General features: G+C 43.8%; 20 protein-coding genes. 6 read left to right on the top strand and 14 right to left on the bottom strand.

The window, feature by feature from the left end; genetic code table 11:
• Positions 1 to 11: 11 nt before the first annotated feature.
• The 4 genes from CES79_RS00920 to CES79_RS00905 form a co-directional block, all read right to left on the bottom strand.
• Positions 12 to 731, bottom strand: coding sequence for a hypothetical protein (locus CES79_RS00920; protein WP_089136043.1), 720 nt, complete (start codon positions 729 to 731; stop codon positions 12 to 14).
• 9 nt (positions 732 to 740) lie between these two features.
• Positions 741 to 1,133: a hypothetical protein gene (locus CES79_RS00915; protein WP_089136042.1), complete on the bottom strand. Its 393-nt coding sequence runs from the start codon at positions 1,131 to 1,133 to the stop codon at positions 741 to 743.
• A gap of 387 nt (positions 1,134 to 1,520) precedes the next feature.
• The gene (locus CES79_RS00910; RefSeq protein ID WP_089136041.1) at positions 1,521 to 3,269 is read right to left on the bottom strand and encodes a DUF2075 domain-containing protein; all 1,749 of its coding nucleotides are present in this window, start codon (positions 3,267 to 3,269) and stop codon (positions 1,521 to 1,523) included.
• Positions 3,270 to 3,290: 21 nt separating this feature from the next.
• Positions 3,291 to 3,605, bottom strand: a complete 315-nt coding sequence (locus tag CES79_RS00905) for a nucleotide pyrophosphohydrolase (RefSeq protein WP_089136040.1) — start codon at positions 3,603 to 3,605, stop codon at positions 3,291 to 3,293.
• A 348-nt stretch (positions 3,606 to 3,953) separates the two neighbouring features.
• Here CES79_RS00905 and CES79_RS12795 point away from each other — a divergent pair, with 348 nt between their 5' ends.
• The 3 genes from CES79_RS12795 to CES79_RS00895 all read left to right on the top strand — a co-directional run bounded on the left by CES79_RS12795 (position 3,954) and on the right by CES79_RS00895 (position 6,517).
• Positions 3,954 to 4,106 carry a hypothetical protein gene (locus tag CES79_RS12795; protein WP_159459433.1) on the top strand — a complete coding sequence of 51 codons (153 nt, stop codon included), beginning with the start codon at positions 3,954 to 3,956 and terminating at the stop codon, positions 4,104 to 4,106.
• Between the two features lie 48 nt (positions 4,107 to 4,154).
• On the top strand, positions 4,155 to 4,985 hold the full coding sequence (locus tag CES79_RS00900; protein WP_089136039.1) for a homoserine O-acetyltransferase/O-succinyltransferase family protein: 831 nt from the start codon (positions 4,155 to 4,157) through the stop codon (positions 4,983 to 4,985).
• Between the two features lie 617 nt (positions 4,986 to 5,602).
• On the top strand, positions 5,603 to 6,517 hold the full coding sequence (locus CES79_RS00895) for a zinc ribbon domain-containing protein (protein ID WP_159459432.1): 915 nt from the start codon (positions 5,603 to 5,605) through the stop codon (positions 6,515 to 6,517).
• 253 nt (positions 6,518 to 6,770) lie between these two features.
• Here CES79_RS00895 and CES79_RS00890 read toward each other — a convergent pair whose 3' ends face one another.
• From CES79_RS00890 to helD, 5 genes are all read right to left on the bottom strand, one after another.
• Positions 6,771 to 7,223: a hypothetical protein gene (locus tag CES79_RS00890; protein ID WP_089136037.1), complete on the bottom strand. Its 453-nt coding sequence runs from the start codon at positions 7,221 to 7,223 to the stop codon at positions 6,771 to 6,773.
• Positions 7,224 to 7,449: 226 nt separating this feature from the next.
• Positions 7,450 to 8,073, bottom strand: a complete 624-nt coding sequence (locus tag CES79_RS00885) for a hypothetical protein (protein WP_089136036.1) — start codon at positions 8,071 to 8,073, stop codon at positions 7,450 to 7,452.
• 118 nt (positions 8,074 to 8,191) lie between these two features.
• Entirely contained in the window at positions 8,192 to 9,742 is a 1,551-nt protein-coding gene (gene guaA, locus CES79_RS00880) for a glutamine-hydrolyzing GMP synthase (protein WP_089136035.1), read from the bottom strand.
• A 182-nt stretch (positions 9,743 to 9,924) separates the two neighbouring features.
• Positions 9,925 to 10,848 carry a type I pantothenate kinase gene (gene coaA, locus CES79_RS00875; protein WP_054653767.1) on the bottom strand — a complete coding sequence of 308 codons (924 nt, stop codon included), beginning with the start codon at positions 10,846 to 10,848 and terminating at the stop codon, positions 9,925 to 9,927.
• A 169-nt stretch (positions 10,849 to 11,017) separates the two neighbouring features.
• Entirely contained in the window at positions 11,018 to 13,312 is a 2,295-nt protein-coding gene (gene helD, locus CES79_RS00870; protein ID WP_054653765.1) for an RNA polymerase recycling motor HelD, read from the bottom strand.
• 102 nt (positions 13,313 to 13,414) lie between these two features.
• Here helD and CES79_RS00865 point away from each other — a divergent pair, with 102 nt between their 5' ends.
• From CES79_RS00865 to CES79_RS00855, 3 genes are all read left to right on the top strand, one after another.
• Entirely contained in the window at positions 13,415 to 15,271 is a 1,857-nt protein-coding gene (locus CES79_RS00865) for a cation:proton antiporter family protein (protein WP_054653763.1), read from the top strand.
• Positions 15,272 to 15,297: 26 nt separating this feature from the next.
• Positions 15,298 to 15,960: a histidine phosphatase family protein gene (locus CES79_RS00860; RefSeq protein ID WP_054653761.1), complete on the top strand. Its 663-nt coding sequence runs from the start codon at positions 15,298 to 15,300 to the stop codon at positions 15,958 to 15,960.
• Between the two features lie 138 nt (positions 15,961 to 16,098).
• Complete coding sequence (locus CES79_RS00855) at positions 16,099 to 17,877, top strand: ABC transporter ATP-binding protein (protein ID WP_089136034.1); 1,779 nt, start codon at positions 16,099 to 16,101, stop codon at positions 17,875 to 17,877.
• A gap of 145 nt (positions 17,878 to 18,022) precedes the next feature.
• Here CES79_RS00855 and CES79_RS00850 read toward each other — a convergent pair whose 3' ends face one another.
• The 5 genes from CES79_RS00850 to CES79_RS00830 form a co-directional block, all read right to left on the bottom strand.
• Positions 18,023 to 18,985, bottom strand: a complete 963-nt coding sequence (locus CES79_RS00850; RefSeq protein WP_089136033.1) for an ABC transporter ATP-binding protein — start codon at positions 18,983 to 18,985, stop codon at positions 18,023 to 18,025.
• Positions 18,985 to 20,082 (bottom strand): ABC transporter ATP-binding protein, encoded by a 1,098-nt coding sequence (locus CES79_RS00845; RefSeq protein ID WP_089136032.1) that lies wholly within the window; start codon positions 20,080 to 20,082, stop codon positions 18,985 to 18,987. Before CES79_RS00845 ends, CES79_RS00850 begins: the two co-directional genes overlap by 1 nt.
• Before the next feature lie 13 nt (positions 20,083 to 20,095).
• On the bottom strand, positions 20,096 to 21,118 hold the full coding sequence (locus CES79_RS00840) for an ABC transporter permease (protein ID WP_089136031.1): 1,023 nt from the start codon (positions 21,116 to 21,118) through the stop codon (positions 20,096 to 20,098).
• Between the two features lie 14 nt (positions 21,119 to 21,132).
• The gene (gene opp3b, locus CES79_RS00835; protein ID WP_089136030.1) at positions 21,133 to 22,062 is read right to left on the bottom strand and encodes an oligopeptide ABC transporter permease; all 930 of its coding nucleotides are present in this window, start codon (positions 22,060 to 22,062) and stop codon (positions 21,133 to 21,135) included.
• Positions 22,063 to 22,183: 121 nt separating this feature from the next.
• Entirely contained in the window at positions 22,184 to 23,815 is a 1,632-nt protein-coding gene (locus CES79_RS00830) for a peptide ABC transporter substrate-binding protein (RefSeq protein ID WP_089136029.1), read from the bottom strand.
• Positions 23,816 to 23,958: the final 143 nt, after the last annotated feature.

The following is a 23,958-nucleotide window of genomic DNA, read 5'->3' as shown; positions in this document are numbered from 1 at the left end:
AAGCTAATTAACTATTGAAGATTTATAGTGAAGTCATATGTGTGATCAGAATTATCATCGTCGTCATTATTAGTTTCATAATCAGTATCAAATTTAAATCTAACTGTCTTTAATGATTTAACATTTTCTAATTTTTGAATTGGCAATGTGACATTACCCGATTTTGTAACGCCTTTAGCAATCTCACCATCCCAGCTTTCCATAGAGTCAGCCTCATGTTGTTCGCCATTACTATAGATTACAGTACCTTGCGTAGGATAAGCGTCAATATCCCTAGTTGGGGAAATAATAAAGTGTAAACGAACAAAACCAGAAATATTAAATTTCCCATCATTAGCTGAATCATATTTGTGTTCCTTAGTTAACTTGTAGACAGTTACTTTATCAACGCTAACTTTAGCAGCAGACCAGTTTTCATTCGTATAATCAACACTGTAAGCCTTTTTATCCGAAATATCATATTGGTCATCATCCACTGTAATTGATGATGATGCTTTTGACGAAGCTGCACCCTGTTGAGATTTACCTTTTTCTTCGCTAGTCGTATTATGTGCTGCAACTTTAGAAGCTGTATTAGATTTATTAGTTGAGTCATTGCCTGACCCACCGATAGCCCAAATAATAATACAAATCGCAAGTACTGCAATTACCCATACCCACCATTTTTTATACCATGGCGTTACTTCCACAAATTTATTACCATCTTTATCAACGAATTGCTTTTTAGACATTAACTTTTCCTACTTTCTAAAGAGTGCAATAATTCCAGTAATAGTGAAAAAAATACCACCAAGAACACCAAAATTACCGCAAGAGAATAAAAGCACAATACCAAGAACAATAATAGCAATGCTGATTAAAGTATGCTTTTTATTAAGAAAGAATATTAATATAAAAGCTGCGATGGATAGTAAAATACCAAAGAAAAGCTCCATTGTATATGAACCGCCACCACCAAATGAATCCGCTACTGCTGCCACGCCAAATCCCGAAGCTAGTGAAACTATAGATAAAACCAAGCTAATAACGCCTAACACCACTTCTAAAGTCCGCTTTCGTCCTTCACCAGCGTTAGAAGATGTACTCACTTGTTTATACATCTTGCCATCAGCACCCTGAATCTTTTTTGCCACTTTAAAAACAACCCCTAAGTTTTTCAGCTTTTAATGTCGATCAGTATTTGGACAATCCACTTGGTGTACCCCTTAAGTTATCTACGTAAAAAATTTATTACAATATAACACTAGTATAATAAATTTAATTCTTCAAAAAAAATTGACCTCATTGATTTAACGTACTTCTAAAACATATAACACCGATAAGCTTAATTTTTAAATAAACAATTTAGACAAAATACCTACTACATTAATCTAAAAAGCCATTATACATATATTAATTTATCTTAAAATTAATCATACCCTATGCATAGAGGAATTACAATAATTTTTTATACATTAATTAGAAAAATAAAAATGAATCGAAATAGGACAGATCTATCTTCCATTTCGATTCATCTTAGTTTATTTAGCGCTAAATATTTCAAATAACTTATTTCTCAACGCATCATCAACCGCATAAATATATAAGCCATTAACCCCACGAGTTAGCAGCACATTCAGTTCATTTGCCAACAACTCGTCACTCACCACAACCTTTTCCCCATTCGCTAGAGATCTTTGACGAGTTGCATTCTTATTTTTACTCTTCTCAGGATCAAACTGCACTCGCCCATCACGATAGGTAACAGAAGGTCCAATAATCACGCCACAATAATTCAGATCAAAGCCTTGAATCGTATAGGTTGACCCAATTTCATCAATGGTTTGACTCTGTTCTGGCCACGCTAATTTTTCAATTGAACGCTCAGCCTTCAATTGAAGATTCCATGGTAAACTCAAATTGCCTGCATTTACCATCCAATATTTACCGTCTTTACGTTTGTTCTGAGTATATTTCCAGTCAAACGTTGCAACCAGTCGTGAGATGCCACTATTTTCTTGATCTGCATTTTTTTGCTTGATCTGTCTATACATTTCCGCAGCATCATCAAATACTTTCAAATCATACCTCTTTGAATCAGCATGAAACGGCAATATCTGTCTACGTGAATCCGTTATTGCGCGAATCCAATCAATGGTCTGATTATCTGCTTGTACCCGCAATTGATTTTTTAATTCAATGAAATTACCTTGGCTTTTAGACCTATTTCGAATATTCTCAATGTCTGTTTCTTCAAGATATTCTTCAGTCTTTAGAACTTGCTTGGGATCAAAAATTGCAACAGTAACTTTTGATCTAGCCATAATATCATCTAACTGATTTTTACCTCGATAAGCCTGCTTTCCTTGAGTCCAAAGCAAATGGGCTTCATCAACTAATACGATATCAACTTTATTTTTTGAATCATGATTATTAATAAACCGTGTTGCTTTTGATACAGTATCTTGATCCTTACTATCTGTGATGCCTAACTTAATTAAAATATCTTTGTAGACCTTAAGCTGTTCATCATGATTAACAATCAGGTTCATCTTAAGGTCACTAAATTGAGAATGATCTTTACTCTTACTATATTGAAACATCTGGTAAAAAATTGTGCTGAGAAGAACCGTTTTTCCTGAACCAGCCTCACCTTGAACTAAAATGAGTTGATCTTCCTCACCTGCCAACAAAACCTTTGTGATGCGATCTTGAACTAGATTTTTAGCATCAAACTGTTCTTGCGTTAGTTTATGAAAGGGTGACGCTTTAAATAATGCTGAATCACGGATAATTTGTTCTAGTGGGAATAGTCTATTATCAAGCTTTCTTAGTTTTCGCCAAACCTTAGAAAAGATATCGTCACGGTCATTTTCCGTGAAATATTTATTTTGATCGTTCTCTCGGCGATTATTTAAGTTTCCCACACTACTAACTCCGGACATATAAAGCATCATTTTATTTTCAATGTCTAAAGTTAATGACTTATTAAACCTATCATGCCCAATAACGATCATTTTAGTGCTTTTATCAGCTCTAAAAGCATCCCAATCAGATCTAGTTTTCGGATCTTCTAACAAATGTTGAGTCGTTCTTTGCCGAATGTTATTCGTTTCCCCGACGTAAACATCATACATATCTTTTTTATTTTTCTTATAAATAATATAGACAGTCGGATAGTCAAGTAATAGTTCACCTAATGAGGTATTTTTAATCTCGTCCGTGAACGCCTTTAACCCCAACGGACTATACTGAGCTTCTTTTATTACTGGTGCTGCAACCTCGCTCATAATCATACTTCCTAACCAATTTTAGAATTTCCAATGCCGTTTTTTATTTATTTGTAATTTCTCATACACAATATCATTAGGATCAACTCCCAATTTTTCACACATATAATAAGCATATGTGAGTGTATCAGCTATTTCCATTTTTAAGGATTCAATATCTTCTGTATTCTTAAACAGTTCTTTGTCTGGTTGACTATCCTTCCAAAGAAAGTGTTCATTTACCTCTGCAGCTTCAATTGACATAGCTCTCGCTAAAGCTGGCAAAGTATGATATTTTTGCCAGTGTCGTTCATCCCGAAATTTAATAAGTGCTTTAGAAATCTCTTCATAATCCATTTTAGTAACCTCTTATTAAGATTCTTTATTGGTCATATTGATAAAATCAAAAATAATAATCCGTTAATACTAATCTAGGAAACAAGATTAAATAGATTTAATCAGTTCCCTCAAAATAAACATAAAAATAACTTTGTATTAAATATAACATAATAAGAATAATAGAAATTAGTCAATTAGAAATAGGAAAGGATGATTGGTTGCTTCTCACATTTGACCGAAAACGGTTTCTGTGATAGATTAGAAAATAGTTAGAAAAATAGATCAATAATAAATCAACGATGAGAAGAGTAGTCATAACACCTAGAGAAAGAGAGTCCTGATATTGCTGAAACAGGACCGGGTGGCATGACGAAGATGAACTTGGAGACTGACGGGGTCGTGAAGGCTACCGCCACGGGGCACCGATATCTGCTGAGTATTCGTACTCTTGAGGCAGTGGTTGTGAGACTACTGCAAAGATGGGTGGTACCGCGTAAAAACGTCCCTAGCTGCATTTAACAGCTAGAGACGTTTTTTATTTATTCTATTCAAAGGAGGACATGACATATGACAGTGCAATTAAAAAATGGCTTTTTAAAACAACACGTAGACAATACAGTCTGCACCAATCAACCAGTTAAACTTTTGGTGGTCAACCTGATGCCAAATAAGCTGGAAACTGAACGGCAATTTGTGCACTTATTTAGCCATTTATCAATGGACGTAGAAGTCACTTTTTTGCGGATGGCAACTCATCATAGCAAGCACACACCAGAAGCTAAGCTGCAGCAATTCTACGCCGTTTTGGCTGACGTTTACGACCATCATTTTGATGGCATGGTTGTCACCGGCGCACCGGTAGAAGAACTTCAATATAAACAAGTTGACTACTGGAATGAATTCAAAACCCTCCTCAACTGGCGTCACGATCATGTCCGTGAATCAATCTTTGAATGCTGGGCCGCCCAAGCCGGTATCTATGCTGATTTTGGTATTAATAAGCGGATTATCTCTCAAAAATTATTCGGTGTTTATCGCTGCAGAATTGACCAGCAGACTGAACTGACAGCTGGGTTCAATCAGTTATCAATGCCACAATCACGTCATGCCACCCTTGGTCACATTAACGATCCGCAACTGGATGTATTAGCTAGTGACCCAGAAGCCGGTCCGGTAGTTTTAGCATCCAAACAGACACGTTCAACCTATCTTAGTGGTCACCCAGAGTACGAAACCAACACTTTGTTTAATGAATTTAATCGTGACCGTGAGAAGGGACTGCCAATTCAGATGCCTAAAAACTACTTTTCGGCATCTAAACCAACTAATACCTGGCAAAATGACAGCATCCGTTTGTATGATAATTGGGTACACAGTTTGTTGCGGGTACAGGTTTAAGTACATAAAGATTCGATTTATAATGCATCAACCTATTATTAAATGATATTGCTCAGATACACATTTTTGTGTATCTTTTTTATTAGTTAATACTACCAAGAATAAGCAGAAAATAAAAATATAAGATTTAGTATCCTAATTTCCCTCTTTAACGATATAACACTCGTCTTAACTAAAAATAAGATCACTTACTTCTGGAATATCAAATACTTGTCCAAAAATGGATTAAGATTTGCTATACTTATACTTACGTTAATTGTGGATGTGTTAAAGAAGAATGAAATGTGTAAAATACATAACAATCAGTATTGGCTGGTTAACATTTAAATTTAATTGGAGAAAGCTAAGCTCAGACTTTTTATGTCAACACTCCTTCAATATTTTCTTTTAATTTCAAAAACCGTTTCCGTACATTTCATAAGCTTGGGAGTGATAACAAAAATTCAACTTTAAATCTACGTGTTCAAAATATTTGATCCTGTTTTAATAACTTAAATTTATCTAACCCTACCTACAAGCCTAGATTCATGTGGGAGACAAGATGAAACGCTCATTAACTGCTACAACTAGTTTGAAGATAAGCGCACTTATTTTATTTATATGAAGGGGAATATATAGTGGAAAAACAATTTTGTGTCAAATGCGGTAAGGAGTTACCTAACGAAGCCGAGTTTTGTCCGTACTGTGGTCTCAAGCAACCAGTCTTAAAAAAAGTATCTGTAACACTCGAGAAACAATACGAACGACCAAACGAAGTATTTTATCCTCAAAACAATGACACAAAGATAAATCAAGACGAAACTGGTGCGAAGAACATCGTTACACCTTCTTCTGAAACACCCAAAAAAGAATTTCATAATGAATTTAAGCCTTACATTCCGGAAAAAGCCAAGCCTAAAAAGCCATGGTATAAACATGGACTGGCAATAGTTCTAATTGCCGCACTCTTTCTTTTTGCCTTCGTATTAGCAAAAGATGCTATTAATAGTTCTAGTTCCACCACTGAAGCTGCGGGATCGTATGATAACAGCAGTTCTAATGATTCAACTCCAGACGATTCAAGTTCTGACGATACAGAAGATTCGGATGATGACTCAGATTATGAAGATGAGGATTCTAGCGATGAGGATTCAGATGATGACGACACTGGTGATTTTACTAATGACTCCGTTGCAGGTATTTCAGCTTCAGATTATGATGCTACAGAAGCAGCCGGAAATAAGTTATCTTATGGTGAGCTACTTAAATCAGATGATTACAATGGGCAATCATACGACATTACAAATGCCGAAGTGCTTCAAGCCAACGAAAGCGATGGCGCTACCACTTTACTTGTGTATACGGATGACTACTCAAATGATTTATTCATGATCTATTATCCTGATACCACTGACGCAGTCAAAGATGACTACGTAACTATTAATGGTGTATTGGGTGATCGTGAAGATTACGATACTCAAGCTGGTGGATCAAATACTGTACCTACGCTTGTAGCTCAAAAAATTAGTGTAACTGGGCACGACTCAGAGTAGTAACAACTATTCACGACTTGTTTATTTTACAAATTACAAGAATTGTTTATATCATCCCACATAAAAAGGAATCCTGAAAATTCAGGATTCCTTTTAATTTTAAAACTGGAAAACATTCTCTATCAACATGAACTTACTGACCCAAACTTTTTATACTTTAGTGAACTAAAATCGTCTTAGATCTTGAAGTGAATGTATCTTTCGGCGGAATTAGAAAACATATAAAAGCTCCATTAAGTACATAAATTAAGAGTTATTTTCGGTTATAGACTGTATTTGCAAGATTGTTGGTAAAAATCTGGCCATCTTCCGTTATATTGCAATCTGCGTAATTGATTTTATGGCTGCTGTAAATTTTAACTTCACCAGCCCAATGTAGTCCCAACGCTACCGCTTGCTTCTCAAGATGACCATGCAATTCATAAATATGATGGCCAGCATATTTGTAACTTAAACCATAAATATCGACCGGTTCACCCTTTTGAGGCCCATAATGAACAATCGACATTTTATGAAAAACTAATGTAGCTGATCGATATTCATGTAATCCTTTTATGTACCGAGACTTTGATTGCCATTTACTATTCCGTAAAGCCCGTGGTAAACCCCTTTGTAAGCTTGACGCACTAGCCGTATTACCGACTGCTGATAAACCACCAACTAACCCTACGATTAAAGACAATGTAACTAGAACTAATTTTTTCAAAATTATCGCCCTCCCACTTAATAATCATACACTTATGGAAAGTTGGGAAAAATAGCTAGTACTAAAAAAGCACTACAGAAAGTGCTAATCATTTAACAAATCCATCGACATAGAGACTGTAGCAAGTTCAACATCCTTCTTAATAAATATCTCACCAAAACAAATAAAACAATGCGATATCAATTCTTTACTGATTCAGAAATCAACTTAATTTAGAAATTATTTCTTAATACCATATTGTAGCCTTCCGTGATGCGACCTTATGCCAAGAACCATTATAATATTGATAATCTACCTCAGCATCATTATGTTCCTTATAGACTGTCCACTTATGGTGAGTTGGTATCGCATGCGTCCGCGGTTCAAACATCACTTTAGATTTCTGAGTGGGTCGTCTTAACGAAAAAGTCGTATGTGAGTTTGTATCATAGTTAGTATTGAAACTATAATCGTCATTGATTGCCATTCGAAAGCCATGTAAAAGTTTATAATTCTTCAAATGATGAATTCCCATTTTGAACCAACCACCATTTTCACTGGCATCTACTACATAAATATATTTAGAATTTCCCCTAAACTTTCCTGATTGTAAAACCCACGAGAAATCAACACCCCAATGAGCTAGCTTGTAATGTTCACCACGTTGAGCTGTATAACTGTCCACTGAATAACTTGATGATCTAGGATAAACTGTTCTAATTTTTAATACTGTAACATCCTTCGTAATTGTGACCCAATGGCTGTTTCTCCAAGAATACCTTACAGCATGTGCAGTCTGTGAATTTACTGAAAAACCAATACCTAAAAATGCAATCATGGCACCTATCCAAACTATACGTTTAATTTTCATTATTTTCCCCTGTCACTTCTTTATTAGTCAAAATCAACTATAAAATTTAGGTAAACAAAAAGTCCCGAATAAATCGGGGCTTTTTACAATCTTAAATTCAATTTACCGAGCAGGAACCTTATTCCCACTCAACTGTCGACGGCGGCTTGCTCGTAACGTCATACACAATTCTATTGACGTGTTTCACTTCGTTTACGATTCTAGTAGAAACCTTCGCCAGCACATCATATGGAATATGTGCAAAGTCTGCGGTCATCCCATCAATAGAGGTTACGGCCCGAATACCGACTGTGTAATCGTAGGTCCGGCCATCACCCATGACACCGACAGAACGGAAACCTGGTAAGACGGTAAAGTATTGCCAGATATCGCGGTCTAAGCCGGCTTTTTTGATTTCATCTCGAAGAATGTAATCACTGTCGCGGACAATTTCCAACTTTTCAGGTGTAATTTCACCCAGCACACGGATTCCTAAACCAGGACCAGGGAATGGCTGACGCCAAACCAGCTCTGAAGGCATGCCGAGTTTTTCACCCAATTCACGGGCTTCATCCTTGAATAAGGTCCGTAATGGTTCGATCAACTGGAAGTGCATGTCTTCTGGCAGGCCACCAACGTTATGGTGCGACTTGATGGTTTGCGCGGTATCAGTCCCAGATTCAACCACGTCGGTATACAGCGTGCCTTGCGCTAAGAAGTCGATTCCGTTCAGTTTTTGAGCTTCATCGTTAAACACTTGGATGAACTCGTTACCGATGATTTTCCGCTTCTTTTCAGGGTCACTGACACCCTTCAGCTTGGACAAGAACCGGTCAGCAGCGTTGACTTCAACGATGTTCAGACCAAATTTACCCTTCAAACTGTTCATCACTTGGGAGGCTTCGTTCTTCCGCAGTAGACCGTGGTCCACGAAGATGGAGGTCAGCTGATTACCGATGGCTTTGTGTAACAGCACACCGACGACAGAAGAATCCACCCCGCCAGAAAGGCCTAACAGCACTTTCTTATCGCCAACAGTCTCGCGAATATGCTGGATCTGCAGATCAATGAAGTCATCCATTGACCAGTTCGCTTCAGCGTGGCATACGTCAAAGGCGAAGTGCTTCAGAATTTCGTTACCGTAATCTGTGTTACGGACTTCGGCGTGGAACTGAATGCCATAGAAGTTACGTTCCGTATCCTGCATAGCAGAAATTGGGCAGTCACGACTGGTGGCAACATCCGTAAAGCCTTCAGGCACCTTAGTTACTAAGTCACCATGACTCATCCACACATTTTGTTCCTTAGGCGTGTTGGCAAATAACTTGGCGTCATCGCTGGTCACCGTGATGGCTGCACGACCGTATTGGCCGTTATCAGACTTCACTTGACCACCGAGCGTGTAAGCCATTAACTGCATTCCGTAACAAATTCCCAGAATGGGGATCCCTAACTTAAAAATCTCAGGGTCGACTCGTAATGCATCCTCAGCGTAAACACTGTTGGGACCACCAGAGAAGATGATACCCTTGGGATTAAGAGCCTTAACCTCGTCTGCCGTGATCGTGTGGGCCATCAATTCAGAATAGACACCCATGTCACGGATCCGACGGGTAATGAGCTGATTGTACTGTGAACCGAAGTCCAGCACAATGATCTTATCAAAGGACGATAAATCCACCTTTGCCAATCCATTCACACCTTTCTTATATCAAACAGGGTTTGAAACCATTAGTTACACTATACAGATTGTTCTAATAACGGTCAATCAAAATGAGCAAGTTTTAATTGTTCGGTTTCTAACGAACATTTTAATCAAAGCGACCCATTCAACTTGTTAACGGTTACGTTTACCAGACATTCCCGCCACCATTATGACTTCCGCAGCATCACCTGATCAATAATGTGCTGCTCACCTTTATGAATGATCATGTTCGCCCGGCTGCGAGTCGGCAAAATATAATCTTCCAGGTTCGGCAGATCCACGTTGAACCAAATACTCTTGGCTTCTTCCACCGCGTCTTTTAACGGCATCTTAGTATAGGAATGATAGTAGTTATCCGGATCGTTTTCCGCCAGCTTCAGCAGGGCTTTAAACCGCTCCAGATACCATTCCTCAATCAATTTAGGCCGGGCATCCACGTAAATGGAAAAGTCGGTAAAATCCGAAACGTAAATCTGTTCCGAACTGGGCAGTTGCAGCGTGTTGATGCCTTCAATGATCAGCACGTCCGGCCGCTCGATTTCCTGTACCTCATTGGGCACGATATCGTAGATCTTGTGGGAATAGACCGGAACTTCCATCAGCTGCTTACCCGATTTAACATCGTTTAAAAAGGTAATCAGGGCCTTCATGTCGTAACTTTCCGGAAAGCCCTTGCGTGTAATCAACCCACGCTTCTTTAATTCCGCCGTGGAATACAGGAACCCATCAGTGGTGATCATTTCAATCCGCTGGTCTGAGAAAAAGTGATTCAGCAGCACTTTCAGCAGCCGGGCCGTGGTACTCTTCCCCACCGCCACACTACCGGCAATGCCAATAATATAGGGTACGTGCCGGGGCTTCTGCCGTAAAAAGCCGGCCTTAGAATCCTGCCACTCATCAAAGTGCTTGATCAGCAGTCTGAGATAGTGAACCAGGGGGATGTAAATATCCTGCACATCCTGCAGCGAGATACGGTCATTAAAAGCCTTGATCTGTCTCAGACTCGCTTGAGTCAATGGTACTGATGCGTCCTGATAAAAGTCGCGCCATTCGCGTTTGCTAAATACATCGTAATTCATCAAATCCATCATTCGTGTCAGCCTCATTATATTCCGTAAATGCTAAATTGAATCCTATTATACACGAGCCATCTAGTAAGCGCTATATTATAAATGCAATAACCGGTGATGATTTAAAAGCGACCGGACCACTAACGGATCCAATCGCTTTTTAAACCTATTTTAACGCCTCTTATAAGCCCTATTCTCTGACATACTCATCCGTTGGCACCGTGTCAAACAGTGGCGATAGCGTCCCCGTTGCCAGCACGGTCAGCTGATGCATCGCCCGCGAACAGATGGTGTACAGCAATTGCCGTTCGCCATCGTCATGGTAAGTCTGATCAGAAGCTTCCCAGACAATCACCGCGTCAAATTCCAAACCTTTGGCCAGGAAGGATGGCACGACGATGATGCCTGGTGCCAGCCGCTGATTTTCCGACTGGATCAAAGTGGCTTTGACCCCGGCGTCATGCAATGCTTTGGCGAGATTCCGGCATTCAGCTAACGTCTTGCCAATAATTGCCGTCGTTTCTTTTTCATGGTTGTTTTCTTTAAGCTGCTTGATCAGCCGGTCCAAGGTTGCTTGGTGGTCCGGCTGCACGCTGATGACTGGCAGCGCGCCGTTACGGTCAAAGGCTTTCACCGCTTCACCATTGACTAGAATATGGCGGGTAAAGTCGGTAATCTGCTCCGTTGACCGGTAAGATTGCGTTAGCTGCACGACCCGGGTCTTTTCCGGATCGAACATGGTGCTCAGTTCGCTTAGCAAGGTCTTGCTGTTTTCCTTGGTAAAGATAGCTTGGTTCAGATCCCCTAACAGGGTGAACTTAGCCCGTGGAAAACTAAACTTCAGGTAAGCTAACTGGAATGGCGTGTAGTCTTGAATTTCATCAATGAAGACGTAGCGCATCTCTTTTTCACCCTTGTGGCCCGTCATCTTATCGTACAAATAGAGGTAGGGTGAAATGTTGCTCAACGTTAATTTAGACTGCTTAAGTTCTTTAATCGCTCGCTCAACGCTGGCCTTCCAGTCAGCCTTGGTGATGTCATAGTCCGCCAAATTAATGATCGCCGGAATACTGCGCAGCATATGGATCATTTGCCCGTTGATACTCAAGAAGCGGTTACGGACGACTGCTTGGCGAATGGGCGCAAAGGCCTTCATGACGATCTTACGGGCATAGAACTTGTATTCCTTGTCAGCGTCTTCAATCTCTTTAGGATCTTCGCCCTTCATCTGGTTCATTTCTTCCGCGCTTAGGTCCTGCACGGCTTGTTCGACCCACTTGGCCCGCATTTCAGAACTGATCCGCCGGTTAAGCAGCTTGATCAGCTGTTCGCGCGTGCCGTCTAGCCGGTTAAATAGCCGATAATTTTCATTAAAACTGTAATAAATGTCGTGAATCTTTTCCTTGGTAAAGAACGGTTTTCCCTTGAAGTTGATATTGCGGAAAATCATGTCCTCTTTTTCCAAATGGTTGGCGTAGGCGGTAACGGCATTGTAAAAGGCCAGACTGCCCTTCAGTGAGTCGATTCGTTCCTCAGCCGGACTGTAATCCTCGTTGAAGCGCTGCGCCAGCGTTTCCACTGACAGCTTAGGGACCCGGTGGCCGGTGTATTGGTAATACGTCATTTGAACCATATTTTGTTCACCAAGTTCTGGTAACACTTGGTTAATGTAGTCGTTAAATAATTGGTTCGGTGAAAACAGGATCACTTGGCCAGAAGTTAACTTCCCGCGATACCGGTACAGCAGCCAAGCAACACGCTGCAGCACGGCCGCGGTCTTCCCGGAGCCGGCCGCCCCTTGAACGAACAGCAGGTCGGACTTGGTATCACGAATGATCTGGTTTTGCTCTTTTTGGATGGTGGTCACGATACTCTTCATCTTGGTATCGGACTTTTCACTCAGCGCATCCAGCAGCATCGCGTCACCCACGGCTTCTTCGGTGTCAAACACCGTTTTGATCTTCCCGTCTACGATCTGGAACTGACGCTTCAGCTTCAGATTGACCGTTTGCTCGCCATCGGGCGTCTGGTAGGTCACGTTGCCGAGGCCACCATCGTAATAAACACTAGAAATCGGCGCACGCCAGTCATATACTAGAAAACGATCAGGTTCATCCGAAAACGATGCCAGTCCAATATAGATCGCCTCTGTTTTGGGTTCGCCCTCTTCATGAAAATCGATCCGCGCGAAATAGGGGGTCTTCTCCATTTTCTTCAACGTATTTAATTCATCGGTGGCATGCTGCCAGCTATTTTGACGCTCATTTAACTGTTGCTGCTGCTGATGAACGGACAGGCCGGTTTCCATGATGCCTTCGTAGGAATCGGTCTTTAGCCGCAATTCGTTGACCAGGTTATTACGAATACCCGATTCATCTGACTTTGCGTTGTCGATTCGTTCTTGCGATTTAGCCTGAGCAATTTTAATCTTATCAATCACCACATTTAAATGTGCTTGTTCTTGCTGTTTAATCGTCTCTGCCATAGCGCCCTCCAGTCATAAATTCGATAGTCAAGTATAGCACTAATTACATCTAATAAGAAACAAACACGCTTCATTAAAACCCTTTAAATTCGAGGTAATATTATGGATCAACTTTCATTAGTGATTATTCTGTTAGCGGCATTGGTCATTCCGCTAGTTATGGCCCGGTTTAAATTAACCCTGCTGCCTACCGCGGTCATCGAGATCATCGTTGGGGTGATCTTGGGGCCCAGCCTGTTGAACATTATTCATGGCAACGCCACGTTGAGTATGTTAAAGGACGTCGGTGTGATCGTGCTGTTGTTCCTGAGCGGACTAGAAATTGACTTTAGCCTGTTCAGCCGCAAGCGCAATGAACTGACACCGCTGGAACAAAAGCAGTCCGTCAACGCCCCCAAGTATTCACCGGTAGCATTGGCGTTCATGAGCTATGCCACGATCATCGTGATGGCATTCATCCTGGCTGGGTTGTTGAAACTCTCGGGACTGTTCTCTGATTTGTGGCTGGCCATGATCTTATTTATGACCATTTCACTGGGAATCGTCATTGCGGCACTAAAAGAAAAGGAATTGCTGAGTAAACCTTTTGGGCAAACCATTCTGCTGATTTCGGCGTTAGGTGAAGTGGTACCCATGCTGGGGCTGACCTTCTATGCTTCGGTCTACAGTCCAACCTCTAAGTCACTGTGGCTCTTACTGCTGATTCTATTGGCCGCCGCGGTATTAGTTTGGCGGTTTCAACCATTCTTCAAATTCTTTGACCGCATCAATAAATCCACGACTCAATTGGATGTCCGGCTGTCGTTTTTCGTCATCGTGTTATTAGTCACGATTGCTGAATCAGTGGGTGCTGAAGGCATTTTAGGTGCGTTTTTAGCTGGGATCGTTATCAAGTTACTGCAGCCTCACGAAGAGACTAAAGTGCGGTTAGACTCCATCGGGTACGGCTTCTTTATCCCGATCTTCTTCATTATGAGTGGTGTGGGATTGAACCTGCGGACCCTACTGGCTGATCCGAAAACCTTGATTCTGATTCCCGTCTTTTTGCTGGCTTATTTAGTGGCCAAAATCGCCGTCTATCCAATTTTACGGCTCCGGTTCAAAGGAGGTAACGCCTTTGCCGGAACAGCCATGACGACGACTACATTGACCGTTGTGCTAGCCATCCTGCAAGTGGCACAGCATTTACACCGCATTACTGCCCAGCAGTCCGGCGCCTTTCTGTTAGCTGCCATTCTCACCTGCGTCATTGGCCCGCTGATCTTCAATAGCCGCTACAGCGTTGAACCGGCTGATGCTAAACCGCTCACCGTGCACTTTATCGGCACCAACCTGCTGACCGTGCCCGTGGCTCAGCAACTGACGGAAAACGGCTATGATATTCATATGTACACGGATCAGGAACGTAATTACCGGGCCTTTAACAGTGAAGTTGACGTCCATTTGTTAAAAAACCTAGTCCCTGACGACCTGGTCAAACAAGACGTTTTCGACACCGACATTATCATTCTCGGTCAAAGCAACTCGAAGGAAAATTATCGCTTGGCCAAATCGGCTAAGCAGTACGGGGTGCCTCGAGTGATTGCCAGATTCGAGGATCCTAACATTCTCGATGAACGTAAAGATACCTTATCAAAAATGGGTGTGGAAGTTTATAGTAATGCTGATGTGCAGATCAGTATGCTGCGAAGTCTGATCGAAACACCATCCACCATCGAACTGATCACGTCGACCACGGCATCCGTCTACGAAGTTCAGCTGCGCAACCGCAAATACGTCGATATTCAGGTGCGCAACCTGCCCTTCATTGACGACATTACCATCGCGCAAATTTACCGTGATCAGCGTTTCGTTCGGCCCAGCGGTGACACCCCGTTGAAATTAAACGACCGGATCCTCTTCACCAGTAACAAGCAAGATTCAGCCCGGATTCGCCAAGAACTGGGTAAACTCAACTAATAATCTATTATCGGAGGCAACAACCATTGGCTAATTTTGACGTTTACTTTGTCCGTCATGGGCAAACCGTTTTGAACAAATACCACCGGATTCAAGGGTGGATCGATTCCGCACTCACTGATAAGGGCGTCCGCGATGCCCAGGATGCAGGACAACGACTGGCACAGATTCCCTTTACTAAGGCTTATACCAGCGACTCACTCCGTGCACAGCGGACCGCTAAGTACATTTTGGCAGCTAACAGCGGCACGGTTAAAGAAGCGACTGTTGAACCAGCCTTTCGAGAAGAAAACTTCGGTTATTTTGAAGGTAACGATGACCTGCAGTCCTGGCACATGATTGGCGGCCCCGATGGCAACGATACATTTAACGCCATGATCACGGCTTATACCATTGAGGGCATGAAAGACCGCATTGCCGCTTTGGACCCCTACCATGACGCTGAGGATAACGCCACGTACTGGGCTCGGTTACAACCGGGTTTTGACCGGTTAATGGCCGAATGCAGCGACGGCGATAAGGTCTTAGTGGCCAGCCACGGTACGACCATCCGCAGCATCGTGTCACGGTTCCAGCCCGACATCAACATCGCCGTTTCTGCGCTGAACGGTTCCGTCACTAAGCTGAAAGTTCGCGGTGATGACATTTCCGTGGCTTACTATAACCGCGTGGATGATCAATTAGATTGAGTTTCAAAAAGATAAAAGGTGACTTCCGGCAATTTAGGAAAGTCGCCTTTTTGGTTCCAAACCCTTTTGGTTGCAAGTACCGGTGTGGCTGTGCTACATTAACGGACGGATTAATTACAAATAACGGGGGGGAGTAACATGTCAAACAAGACTGAGAAAACTCAAACAGACGGGTCACTGCTTGAAATGTTTCGCTTTGTGTTCAGCAAAGTGCTCAAAAAGCGCTGGTTACTGGTCCTAAACATCTTGGCCTTAACAGTGATCACGCTGCTGCAGTTCGTCATGCCGCAGATTGAACAGTTCATTATCGATAAAGTGATCCCGCAGCGTAATTTTCAGTGGCTGATTTTAGCCATCGTCATCCTGTTGCTAACAGCGGTGGTGCTGGGGGTGTTCAACTACATTTCCACCTACTACATGACCATCATGAGTCAAAACGCCATCACCGACTTACGTAACCAGTTGTATGAATATCTATTAAAACTGGATACCACGTTTTTCGAGTCCAGCAAGACCGGGGATCTCATGACTCGACTCACCAGTGATATTAATAACCTGCAAAGCTTAATTTCCGCTAATATGCTCAACATGGTGGGCAACCTGTTCACGTTCATTGGCGTTTTAGCCCTGATCTTCTACATCAACTGGCAAATGGCACTGGCGGTCAGCCTAACCTTCCCACTAATGTTTATCGTCTACCGGGTCTTTCGGGTGCGAATCCGGACGGCCTTCATGAACGCTCGTCGTTCTCAATCGCGGATGTCTAACCAAATGCAGCAGACGTTAACGCAGATCGACCTCATTAAGAGTTTCAACAGTGAAGATACTGAAGCAAGTCGGTTCGATCACTTCGCGGACACCAACCGCAAAGATATGATCACAGCTGGCCGTAACCAGGCGATCTTTTCGCCCTTAATTGACGGGATCAATACGTTAGGAATCGCCATTGTGCTGGCTTTAGGCGCTTACTTTATCATCAAAGGGCAGCTCACAGTTGGGGCACTGGTCGCCTATTTGAGCTACGTTGCCATGGTGCAGTCCCCGATTCAGGCCTTCACCCGGCTACTTAATCAGCTCCAGCAGTCCCTGGTTTCTTACGGGCGGATTCAATCAATCCTGCAAGAAAGACCACAAGTGTTAAACGCTGCTGATCCGAAACCATTTCCGCAATTCTCCCAGGGTATCGTTTTGGACCACGTTAACTTCAATTACGACGCGGCGAAGCATCCCGATAGTCATGACGCCACGTTAAAGGACATTAGTTTTACGATCCCCTATGGCAAGACTACCGCACTGGTGGGCCGGTCTGGTTCTGGTAAAACGACCATCACCCGCCTGATCGACCGGTTCTACGACTTAAAATCCGGCAGCATCACCATTGATGGCCTGCCGATTCAGTCCATTGATATTGCGTCGTTACGGCAAAATATCGCCATCGTTTCCCAAGATATTTTCATTATTGATGGCAGTATTCGCAACAATATTTTGTACGGTCGGCCCACCGCTACCGACGATGAGGTCTGGCAAGTCGCCAAACTCGCCGACCTTGACACCTTCATCCAGGGCCTGCCTGATCAACTAGACACGCAAGTTGGTGAACGGGGCGTCAAGCTTTCCGGCGGTCAAAAACAGCGGCTGTCAATCGCCCGAGCCTTGCTGAAAAATGCGCCGATCATCATTTTAGATGAAGCCACCGCCAGTCTGGACAACCAATCTGAAAAGGCGATTCAGCGCGCGTTGAATAATCTGCTGGAATCCCGGACTTCCTTAGTGATTGCCCACCGGCTGTCCACGATTCACGATGCCGATCAGATCATCGTGCTGGAAAATGGACAGGTGGTTGAGAAAGGCACTCATGAGAGTTTGCTGAAGGCTGACGGGGCTTATAAGAAGCTGTATGATGCACAGTTTGAATAGTTGGATGTTCACTTTTATCTAGCTGAAACGCGTTCAAGAACACTGATTCCGGCCGTATAAGGACACAAAAACAGGTTTCCCCCAGTTCAGGGAAACCTGTTTTTGTGTCCTTATACTCTGGAATCAACCCGTGTTCTTTCACGCTCTACGCTCTAACACTCAGTCCCATCTCTTTCGCTCTTTCCTGATACATCGGGATCTCATCCTGACTGCACTGGACAAAGTGATGCGGGACAATTTCGACTAATTCACGCTTCTTTGAGCCATCCTCGTACTTCGGGTCATACTTGATCTGCGTCCGCGTGCGCTCGTACTCTGGATCGGGTACCGGCACCGCCGACAGCAAACTTCTGGTATAGTCATGCAACGGGTGATTATAAACTTCATCCGAAGTGCCGACTTCCAGCATCCGGCCATAATGCAGCACGCCGATGCGGTCCGAGATGTACTTGACCATCGACAGATCATGGGCAATGAACAGGTACGTTAACTTCCGCTCACGCTGTAATTTCTTCAGCAAGTTGACCACTTGTGCTTGAATCGAAACGTCCAACGCCGAAATTGGTTCATCAGCAATAATAAACTTCGGCTGAACCGCTAGTGCTCGCGCAATGCCGATTCGTTGCCGCTGCCCACCGGAAAATTCGTGAGGATACCGGCTGGCATGGTCGCGGTTCAGACCAACAGTGGCCAAGAGGTCCGCCACCTGCTTACTGCGATCGTCATCATTTTTCGCCAGATGGTTAATGTCGATGCCTTCAGCCACGATGTCTTTAACTTTCATCCGTGGATTCAGTGAGGCATAGGGATCTTGAAAGATCATTTGCATGTCCCGGCGAAACTGCTGCATCTTTTTGTGATCTTTTAGGCCAACAATTTCTTGGCCATTAAACTTAATCGAACCGCTAGTCGGCTGATAAAGATGAATAATCGCCCGACCTGCAGTGGTCTTACCCGAACCGGATTCGCCGACTAGTCCAAAGGTCTCACCTTCATAAATGTCGAAGGAAATATCGTCAACAGCCTTGACTTCGTCTTTTTTACCCATGTTGAAGTACTGTTTCAAATGGCTGACTTCAAGCACTTTTTTAGCGTTATCCAGTTCCATTATGGCTGTTCCTCCGTTTCCTCAACTTTATGGTGCAACTTTTTATCTTCTAATTGCTGCTGCATTTTAGCAAACTTTTTTTGCCGCTCAATAATTTGTTCTGGTGGCGTGACTTTAGGTGCGTCCGGATGCAATAACCAGGTGGCCGCGTAGTGGGTATCCGAAACTTTGAAGAATGGCGGTTCCTTTTCCGTGTCGATCTTCAAGGCGTACGAATTCCGCGCAGCAAAAGCATCACCCTTTGGTGGATCCAGCAAATCGGGTGGCGTGCCAGGAATGGATGGCAGTTCATCACCGTTGGTATCCAAGGTAGGCATTGAGCTCAAAAGTCCCCACGTGTATGGGTGCTTTGGATTATAGAAGATCTCATCGACGGTCCCAAATTCAACGATCTTACCCGCATACATGACAGCCACGCGGTCCGCCATGCCGGCAACCACGCCCAGATCATGGGTAATAAAGATAATCGAAGTTTCAATCTTATCCTGCAGCTCACGCATCAAATCCAGGATCTGCGCTTGAATGGTCACATCCAAAGCAGTCGTTGGTTCATCGGCAATCAGGATCTCTGGATAATTGATCAGCGCAATGGCAATCACGATCCGCTGCCGCATCCCGCCTGAAAATTGGTGCGGATAGTCGTTGATCCGGTTCTCCGCATCCGTAATACCAACCAATTTCATCATTTCCAAGGCTTGGGCCATGGCTTTAGCCTTTTTAACCCCTTTATGCACCATCAGCGGTTCGGCAATTTGCCGGCCGATGCGCATGGTGGGATCCAGCGACGTCATGGGATCTTGGAAGATCTGGGCAATTTTTGCCCCACGTAAGTTTTCCAGTTCTCTTTGTGACATTTTCAAAACGTCTTGACCGTGAAATAAGACGTTACCACCCGCAACCACGGCGTTATTCGCTAATAACCCCATGATGGACCGGGTCGTCACCGTCTTACCAGAACCGGACTCGCCAACGATGGCTAAGGTCTCACCCTTTTTCAAATTAAAGCTAACGTCTCGGATCGCCTTGACCGTTCCCGCGTAGGTTTTGAAATTGATTTTGAGGTGATTGACCTCCAAAATGTTTTCTTTACTTTGCATAGTTTAACTTCACCTACTCTTTCGTTTGCGGATCAAAGGCATCACGCAACCCATCAGCGAAGATGTTAAAGGCAATCATGATCACTGACAGCACGATTGCTGGATACCACATTTGATATGGCAGGAACTGAAAGTTCTTTTGCCCGTCATTCAGCAACGTCCCTAACGAAGCCTGCGGTGCACTGATCCCGATCCCGACAAAGGACAGGAAGGCTTCGAAGAAGATCGCACTCGGAATGGTGAACATCGTTTGAATGATAATGATACTGGACAGGTTTGGTAGCAGATGCTTGAAGGCAATTTTGATTGAGCTTTCACCTAACGTCTGCGCCGCCAGCACGTACTCTTGTCCCTTTAGTTCCATCGTCTGGGCACGTATCAGCCGGGCCATGGTCGTCCAGCTTGAAAACGCGATGGCCAGCGTGATCGACGTCATGCCGGGCTTTAAAATCAAAATTAACAGCACAACGACAACCAGCGTTGGAATTGACATGATAATTTCAATCACCCGTTGCATGAAGTTGTCGATCCAGCCGCCCTTCCAGCCGGAAAACAGACCGAAACTCACACCGATCAGTAAGTCTACCGCTGTGGCGACCACCGCAACAGTCAGGGAAATTCGCGTCCCAAAGAGGATCCGGGAAAGCATATCACGGCCAAGATAGTCGGTCCCTAACCAGTAGTGCACGCCGGCACCGGCACCAGCAGCCTGGTACGCATTGACCCGGCTACCTGCTTGAACCAGCGTCCCGTTGACCCCGTTAATGTTAACTCCCGGCCATTTGGGCGGTAAGTTTGCCAGCTGCGGGTTCACTGCATTCGGATTATGCGGTGAAATAAACGCTGAACCAAACGCCAACACGAAGAAGATCACGAGGATGATCATCGCAATAATAGCACTTTTATTTTTCTTTAAGCGACGCCATGCATCTTGCATAAAAGTCAGATTAGGCGCTGCAATTTTTTCACTGTCGAGATGTTTTGACTTATCAAGAGGTTCAAAACTATCTGCAGGAAGTTTTACTTCATCAGCCATTTTTTGCCTCCTAATTAATTGCTCTTACCAGAAATTCGAATTCGTGGATCGATAATGCCGTAAACGATATCGGTAATCAGTAGAACGACCATCAGCATGACGCTATACACGATGGTAACGGCCATGATAGTTGGATAATCGTTGGTCAAGATCGACTTGACGAATTGTTCCCCAATCCCTGGAATGGAGAAGATGTTTTCAATCACCATGGACCCGGTCATGATGTTAACGGCCAATGGACCAATGATGGTGACGACTGGAATTAAACTATTTCGCAAGGCATGGTGATAGATCACGCCCCACTTACTCAGCCCCTTAGCGCGAGCCAGTTCAATGTAGTCAGAATTTAACACATCCACCATTTCCGTTCGCGTAAACCGCGCCGTATCCGCGAACGGCGACGCGGCCAGCGCAATGGTTGGCAAAACGGTGTAGGCGAACCCGCCCCAATCAGCAATTGGCAGCAGGTGTAATTTCAGTCCAATGAAGTACTGCAATAAGACCGCCAGCACGAAACTGGGGATCGAAATTCCGAGAATGGAAACGATCGTGGTCGTGGTATCGACCCAGGTGTTCTTCTTAATAGCACCTAAGGCACCCACTAAGATCCCGGGAACAACCCCTAAAATCATTGCTTGAGTCCCTAACAAAAGTGACGGTCCGATCCGACTTGAGATCAAGTAAGAGACCGGCTGATCACTGAACTGGAAGGACGTCCCAAAGTTACCATGGAGCACCCCGCCAACGTAGGTCAAATATTGCTGCCAAATCGGTTTAGTTAACCCATACTGCTTCAAGATCAGGTGCTGTTCTGAAGGGGATAGTTTTTGCTGGTTTTGCAGTGGTGTCCCAGGCAATAACTTCATCAGAAAAAACGTCACGGTGATGACGATGAATAAGGTTAACAGCAGATAAAAAATCCGCTTTAATAAATATTTCGCCATGAAAATACCTCTCATTCTACTTACTAGTTAACACTAATGACACGGTTTAAATATGTAACAGCTTGGCATGACATCACGTCAAGCTTCATTTGCACAACTCACTCACTTATCCGGTAAGCCTTTACTGGTGATCAGAAATATAGGCCCGGCTAAAGTCCCATTGCGCGCCCGTTGGGAAGTACTGCACACCATGCACGTAAGGCTTTAGCATCTGCGCTTGGTTGCGCTGATAAAGCGGCACGACCCCTTGTTGCTGCATCAAGGTCTTCTCGGCACTTACCAAATCATGCCAGCGCGCATCCGGATCATTGGCGTCCTTACCCTCAGCGTTTTTCACATCCGCATCATAATCCTTATTCTGCCAGTGCCCACGATTATAGGCATTATGGGAAGTAAACAGCGAACTAAATGAAACGGCATCGGGGAAGTCGGCGATCCAGGCACTCACAACCATATTGAAGTCCCCAGTAGTGGACCGGTTTAGCCGAACGTTAAACGGCACGTTGGTCGTGGTTAATCTTAAACCCGGCAATTTAGCCATCTGACTTTGAATAAACTCAACCGTCTTCTTACCGCCCGGTGTATCATCTGCCAGTAAATTCAGCGTGATGCTGGATCGACCAGATCGTCGCAGCGCTTTTTTCCAAAGGCGCCGGGCCTGCCGCAGATTATAAGTCGTCCCTGATTTCACGTACGCGTCATCCGCAAAATCAGTGCTGCCCTTTTTCGCCAGTCGAGTAGGCACTAGGCCCTTGGGTGCCTGTGACCCATCGGCCAAAATATTTTGGGTTAACGATGGTTTATTGATCGCTAACGCGATGGCCTTTCTGGCATCAACGTTATTTTTAAAGAACCCCTGCCGTTGATTAAACTCCAAGTAAAACATTGAAGCTGAATCGCGGATGTGCATTTCAGGTGAGTTCTTTAACTGACGGTACTGGGTCCCATCAGTCATCAATTCATCAACCTTGCCGCTTTGATACTGACTGAGCCAAGTGCCCTGGTCCTTAATGACCTGAACCTTGACTGCCTGAAGCTTCGTCTGGCCCGCATCCCAATACTGGCGATTTTTCTTTAACGTCCAGTCATCATTGGTTCCCTGCCAGCCGGTCAGTCTAAACGGTCCGTTGTACACCGCATCGCGAGAGTTGGTGGCAAATTTGGACCCGTATTTTTCAACGACCTGCCGATTCTGCGGCAAAAAGGCTTGGGAAGCAACGAGGTATTTAAAGTAACTCTGGGGACGCGATAACGTCACGACCAGCTGATACGGACCATGCGCTTTGACACCCAATTTAGCGGGTGCCCGCTTACCCTTATTGATTGTGGCGTAGTTTTTAACGTGATCGTAGAGATAAGCAAACTGCGACGCGGTGCTTGGTTTAACGGTTCGACGCCAGCCATAGACAAAGTCGGCGGCGGTCACCGGACTGCCATTACTCCATTTAGAGTGCCGCAGATCAAAGGTCCAGGTCTTACCATCTTTTGACACCCGATACGATTTCGCAACACCTGGTCGTAAGCGCGACCCCTGGCCAATTCTTAGTAGACCTTCATCAACGTTATGCAGGGCATCACCACTGACAACATCCGTGGATTTTGAAGGATCCATGGTCGGCAGATCAGCACTTTCCACCCAGTGCAGCGTTTGGCTGCGAGCTAAATGCCGATTATTTTGAGCACCACAAGCGGTTAATAATAGCAACGCAGCGCCCGAAACAGTGCCTAATGCTAAAATTTGACTCAACCTCATCGTTATTTCACTCCCCAAGTTTCCAGACAAACGTTTAATAACAAGTATGAAAGAATTCTTGTAGTAAATTGTATATTAGAAAAGGATTAAAATCAATGTAATTTTATCATCTTAGCCGTCTAACTCAGCTAAGTTCGGGATTG

Origin of the sequence: Secundilactobacillus silagei JCM 19001, assembly GCF_002217945.1 — a bacterium.
Classification (GTDB): Bacteria; Bacillota; Bacilli; order Lactobacillales; family Lactobacillaceae; genus Secundilactobacillus; species Secundilactobacillus silagei.
This window is presented reverse-complemented; position numbering and strand designations above follow the sequence as displayed.

Excerpts from the sequence above, each read along its gene's own strand:
- CES79_RS00920 (WP_089136043.1), bottom strand. The coding sequence starts at position 731 with ATGTCTAAAAAGCAATTCGTTGATAAAGATGGTAATAAATTTGTGGAA.
- CES79_RS00910 (WP_089136041.1), bottom strand. The coding sequence starts at position 3,269 with ATGAGCGAGGTTGCAGCACCAGTAATAAAAGAAGCTCAGTATAGTCCG.
- CES79_RS00905 (WP_089136040.1), bottom strand. The coding sequence starts at position 3,605 with ATGGATTATGAAGAGATTTCTAAAGCACTTATTAAATTTCGGGATGAA.
- CES79_RS12795 (WP_159459433.1), top strand. The coding sequence starts at position 3,954 with ATGACGAAGATGAACTTGGAGACTGACGGGGTCGTGAAGGCTACCGCC.
- CES79_RS00900 (WP_089136039.1), top strand. The coding sequence starts at position 4,155 with ATGACAGTGCAATTAAAAAATGGCTTTTTAAAACAACACGTAGACAAT.
- CES79_RS00885 (WP_089136036.1), bottom strand. The coding sequence starts at position 8,073 with ATGAAAATTAAACGTATAGTTTGGATAGGTGCCATGATTGCATTTTTA.
- coaA (WP_054653767.1), bottom strand. The coding sequence starts at position 10,848 with ATGATGGATTTGATGAATTACGATGTATTTAGCAAACGCGAATGGCGC.
- helD (WP_054653765.1), bottom strand. The coding sequence starts at position 13,312 with ATGGCAGAGACGATTAAACAGCAAGAACAAGCACATTTAAATGTGGTG.
- CES79_RS00865 (WP_054653763.1), top strand. The coding sequence starts at position 13,415 with ATGGATCAACTTTCATTAGTGATTATTCTGTTAGCGGCATTGGTCATT.
- CES79_RS00855 (WP_089136034.1), top strand. The coding sequence starts at position 16,099 with ATGTCAAACAAGACTGAGAAAACTCAAACAGACGGGTCACTGCTTGAA.
- CES79_RS00850 (WP_089136033.1), bottom strand. The coding sequence starts at position 18,985 with ATGGAACTGGATAACGCTAAAAAAGTGCTTGAAGTCAGCCATTTGAAA.
- CES79_RS00845 (WP_089136032.1), bottom strand. The coding sequence starts at position 20,082 with ATGCAAAGTAAAGAAAACATTTTGGAGGTCAATCACCTCAAAATCAAT.
- CES79_RS00840 (WP_089136031.1), bottom strand. The coding sequence starts at position 21,118 with ATGGCTGATGAAGTAAAACTTCCTGCAGATAGTTTTGAACCTCTTGAT.
- opp3b (WP_089136030.1), bottom strand. The coding sequence starts at position 22,062 with ATGGCGAAATATTTATTAAAGCGGATTTTTTATCTGCTGTTAACCTTA.
- CES79_RS00830 (WP_089136029.1), bottom strand. The coding sequence starts at position 23,815 with ATGAGGTTGAGTCAAATTTTAGCATTAGGCACTGTTTCGGGCGCTGCG.